Source organism: Streptomyces sp. NPDC058092 (assembly GCF_042884935.1).
Taxonomy (GTDB): Bacteria; Actinomycetota; Actinomycetes; order Streptomycetales; family Streptomycetaceae; genus Streptomyces.
In genome coordinates this window covers 1-4,870 of record NZ_JBHVSY010000061.1, presented here as the reverse complement: position 1 = coordinate 4,870, position 4,870 = coordinate 1, and the positions used below count along the sequence as shown (strand labels likewise).

Genomic DNA, 4,870 nt, shown 5'->3' with positions numbered 1-4,870 from the left:
GTGTCACTGCCGCGCAGCCGCGTGATGTCGATGCCGGCGTCCTCGAACGCCTCCCACGCCGTCTCCAGCAGCAGCCGCTGCTGCGGGTCGACGGCAGCGGCCTCGCGCGGGGCGATCCCGAAGAAGGCGGCGTCGAACTCGGCCGCACCCTCGACGAATCCGCCCTCGCGGGTGTACGAGGTGCCCGCGTGATCGGGGTCCTCGTGGAACAGCCCCTCCACGTCCCAGCCGCGGTCCTGCGGGAACTCGGAGATCCCGACCCGCCCCTCGGACACGAACTTCCACAGCTCGTCGGGAGAGCTCACCCCGCCCGGGTAGCGGCAGCCCATCCCGACGATCGCGAGCGGCTCGGCAGCGCGGTCCTCGTACTGCTGGAGGCGGGCCCGGGTCTCGTTCAGGTCGACGGCGACCCGCTTGAGGTACCGGACGAGCTTGTCCTGCTGCTGATCGTTGCCTGCGGCGCTCACTGCGCTGTCCCCCTGGATGGTCGTCTGGTGCTGCGTGTTCGTGCGTGACATCTGGGTGTCACGCGTCGCGTTGTCGTTGCGCGCGTCTGATTCCGGTGCCACGCGTCACACCTCGCCGAATTCGGCGTCGAGGAGCTGGAACATCTCGTCGGCGGTGGTGGCCGCCCCGATCAGCTCGCTCATGCCCTGCTCGCTTCCTGTGAGGGTGGCGAGCAGACCGCGCAACCGGTCCGCGACGCGCTGCCGGTCCCCGGTGTCGAGTCCGGCGACCATGCCCTCGAGCTTTTCGATCTCACGGTCGACGGCGGGTTCCTCGGCGGCCCCGCCAGCGGCCTCGGCGAGCAGGTACTTCGCCACGGCACCCGGCGACGGGTGGTCGAAGACCAGCGTCGAGGGCAGCCGCACACCACTGGCTCGGCTGAGCCGGTTGCGGAGCTCGACGGCGCCCAGCGAGTCGAAGCCCAGCTCCTTGAAGGTGCGTTCGGGTTCGACTGCCTCGGCCGAGGCGTGGCCGAGAACGGCCGCCACCTGAGCCTGCACCAGCCGCAGTACCACCCGCTCCCGCTCGGCCCCGCTGACCGCGGCCAGCTGTTCCGCCAGAGTGCTCCCGGCAGCCGTCTCGGTACGCCGTACGGGCATCCGTACCAGTCCGTGGAACAGCGGCGGCAGCGTGCCCGCCCCGGCCTGGGCGCGCAGCCCGGGCTGGTCGAGCCGGACGGGCACGAGGAGAGCGGTGTCCTGCGTCAGCGCGTGATCGAACAGCTCCAGGCCGGTCGTGGCCGGGAGCGCCCCGATGCCCATGCGGGCGAGACGGGCCAGCTCGGCCTCGTCGAGGCCGCCCCCCATGCCGGCCGCATCAACGGGTGCGCCCGCGGCGGCCGCCGAACCCTGGGACCCGGCATGGCCGGTCTCCCCCCACAGGCCCCACGCGAGGGAGGTGGCGGGCAGGCCGAGGGCGCGGCGGTGGGCGGCGAGGGCGTCGAGGGTGGCGTTGGCTGCGGCGTAGTTGGCCTGGCCGGGGCTGCCGATGAGGGCGGCCACGGAGGAGAACAGGACGAAGGAGGAGAGTTCCAGACCGGCCGTCAGCTCGTGCAGGTGCAGGGCCGCGTTCACCTTGGGCCGCAGCACCCGCTGGAGGCGCTCCGGCGTCAGCGATTCGACGGTGCCGTCGTCGAGGACTCCGGCGGAGTGCACGACGGCGGTCAGCGGGTGCTCCAGCGCGCCCAGCAGCGCGGCGAGTTCACCGCGGTCGGTGACATCGCAGGCCACCGCCCGCGCCTCGGCCCCGAGGCCGGCCAGATCCGCGACCAGCTCGGCCACGCCCGGCGCGGCCGGACCGCGCCGGCTGACCAGCAGCAGCCGCTTCGCCCCGTACGTACCGGCCAGGTGCCGGGCGAACAGGGCGCCCAGACCGCCGGTACCGCCGGTGATCAGGACCGTGCCCTCCGGGTCCGGAGCGGTGGGACCGCTCGGCTCCGCGAGCTCGGCCCGGGCCAGACGGGGTGCGAACACCCGCCCGCCGCGCACCGCGAGCTGGGGCTCGTCCAGACCCGCCAGCGCGGCCCAGTCGAGGCCCGCGAGCCCGGCGGTCGTGCCCGGCTCTTCGGCGTCCACGAGCAGGAAGCGGTCGGGGTGCTCCGACTGGGCGCTGTGGACCAGACCCCAGGCCGGGGCCTCGGAGGGCCGTACGTCCTCTCCCGGGACGGCCGCGACGGCCTGCCGGGTGACCACGAGCAGCCGGGTCTCCTCGCCCAGCCAGGTACTGGACAGCACCTGCTGTACCAGACCGAGCGCGTGCTCGGCGTTCGCGTGAACGGCGGCGACAGCGTCGCCGGCCGCGACGTCGGTGGCCGGCCCGGCGTGGGCGACCACGAGGTCCGGAGCGCCCACGCCTTCGGCGAGGGCCCGCTCGAGAGCGGCCAGGTCGGCGTACTTCTCCCCGAGGACCTCGACCCGCAGCGGGGCCGCGGCCCCGCGCAGCGCCACCGGCACCCAGTCCACCTGGTAGAGCGAACTGACGCCGGTCTGGCTCCGCGCCTCCAGCTGGGCCTGCTCCACGGCGCGCAGCGCGAGCCGCTCTACGGTCAGGACGTGTGCGCCGAGCTCGTCCGCGATGTCGATCCGCAGGTCCGAGTCGCCGGCGAGGCCGACGCGGACCCGGAGCCGGGCGGCGCCGGTCCGTCCGGTCCGTACGCCCGACCAGGAGAAGGGCAGGCGGGTGGCGGAGTCCTCGCCGTCCCGATCCAGCAGGTCGAACCCGCCGTGCAGGGCGGCATCGAGCAGCGCCGGATGCAGGCTGAATCCCTCGGCGCCGTCCGCGTGCTCCTCCGGCAGGGCGACCTCCGCGAAGAGGGCCCCCTCGGTGCGCCAGACGTTCCGTACGCCCTGGAATGCCGGACCGTAGTCGTACCCGGCCTCGGCGAGACGCGCGTACAGCGCACCGGCCGGTGCCTGCTCGGCCTCCGCCGGGGGCCAGACCGACGGCAGCGCCGTCACCTCCGGCAGCCCCGTATCCGGAGCCAGGGTGCCCCGGGCGTGGCAGACGGCCTCACGGCCGGCGTCCTCGTCCGGGTCGCCGCCGTCCGTACTCGCGCCGACGGCCTCGGGACGGGAGTAGACGGCCACCTCGCGGACACCGTCCTCGTCGGGGTTCCCCACCGTCACCTGGAGCTGCGCGCCCGCCGTGCCGTGCAGCACGAACGGAGCCTCGAGTACCAGCTCGTCGAGTACGGGCGTCCCGGCCCGGCGCCCCGCGGCGAGCGCCAGCTCGACGAGGGCCGCACCCGGCAGCAGGACGGTGCCGAAGACCCCGTGGTCCAGGACCCAGGGCTGGCTACCGGCCGAGACACGGCCGGTGAACAGCCACTCGTCGCGGTCGCCGAGCTTGACGGCAGCGGCGAGCAGCGGGTGCCCGAGCCGGTCGAGCCCGGCCCCGGCGGCGTCGCCGCTGACGGGAGCGGGGCTGAGCCAGTAGTGCTCGTGTTGGAAGGCGTAGGTGGGGAGGTCGGTGCGTGTGGCGCCGGTGTTGGCGTAGTACGTGTTCCAGTCGACGGGGATGCCGGCGGTGTGGGCGTGTCCGAGGAAGGTGGCGAAGGTGTGGGCCTCGGACTGGCGTGCGCGCAGGGCCGGGGTGAGGACGAGACTGTCTTCGTCCTCGAGGCATTGGCGGGTGAGTGCGGTGAGGATGGCGTCGGGGCCGAGTTCGAGGTAGCGGGTGACGCCTTCGCGGTGGAGTGTGCGGATGCCGTCGTGGTAGCGGACGGCTCCTCGGACGTGCTGGACCCAGTAGCCGGGGTCGGTCAGTTCATCCGTGACCACGTCGCCCGTCACGTTCGATACGACGGCGATGCGCGGCGGGTTGAACGTCAGTCCCTCGGCGACCGTGCGGAACTCGTCGAGCATGGGTTCCATGCGTGGGGAGTGGAAGGCGTGGCTGACGCGCAGGCGGGTCGTCTTGCGACCCAATTCCTCCCAGCGCGGAAGCCATGCGTCGAGAGCATCCAAGTCGCCCGAGACGACGATAGAGCGGGGTCCGTTGACGGCTGCGATCTCGAGGCGGCCTTCGAACCCGGCCAGTGCTTCGCTGACTTCGGGTTCTTCGGCCTGGATGGCGGCCATGCTGCCGCCGGCAGGTAGCGCGCCCATGAGACGGCCACGGGCGGCGACCAGGGCACAGGCATCGGCGAGGGAGAGAACCCCGGCGACGTGTGCGGCGGCGATCTCACCGACCGAGTGCCCGATGAGGTAGTCGGCGCGAATGCCGAGGGATTCGACGAGCCGGTAGAGGGCGACCTCGATCGCGAACAGGGAGGTCTGGGTGTACTCGGTGGCGTTGAGCGTCGCGTCCTCGGCGGCGAGGAGTTTGCGCAGCGAACGTCCCAGCAGCGGGTCCAGCTCCGCACACACCTCATCCAGTGCGGCGTCGAACACGGGGTGAATGCCGGCGAGTTCGAGGCCCATGCCCGCTCGCTGCGCGCCCTGTCCGGTGAACAGGAACGCGGTCCTGCCGCTCACAGGCCGGCCCTGAGAGACCCCAGCCCCCGGCTCACCGGCGGCCAGACCGGCGAGGCCCGCAAGGAGCTGCTCCCGGTCACCGGCCACCAGCACGGCCCGGTGCTCCAACTGCGCCCGAGTCGCCACCGACGACAGCGCCACATCCCGCAGGTCGAGCTCCGGGTCTGCGAGCACGCGCGCACCCAGACGGCCGGCCTGCTCACGCAGGGCCCGCTCGTTCTTCGCCGACACGACCACCGGGAACACACCCGGGCCGTGTACCGCGACAGCGGCACTGGCCGTCGTACCCGGAGCCTCCTCGAGGATGACGTGCGCATTCGTCCCGCTGATTCCGAAGGAGGAGATGCCCGCGCGGCGGGGGCGGTTCTCGGTGGCGGGCCACGGTTCGG

2 protein-coding genes are annotated in these 4,870 nt (G+C 73.1%); both read right to left on the bottom strand.

Features of this window, described 5'->3' with window-relative positions; all coding sequences use genetic code 11:
- Positions 1-485 (bottom strand): beta-ketoacyl synthase N-terminal-like domain-containing protein (locus ACFVV1_RS40635; protein ID WP_390000625.1); only part of this gene is annotated, 485 nt, incomplete at its 3' end.
- 87 nt (positions 486-572) lie between these two features.
- Positions 573-4,870, bottom strand: a 4,298-nt coding sequence (locus tag ACFVV1_RS40630; protein WP_390000622.1) for an SDR family NAD(P)-dependent oxidoreductase, incomplete at its 5' end; no start/stop codon positions are given.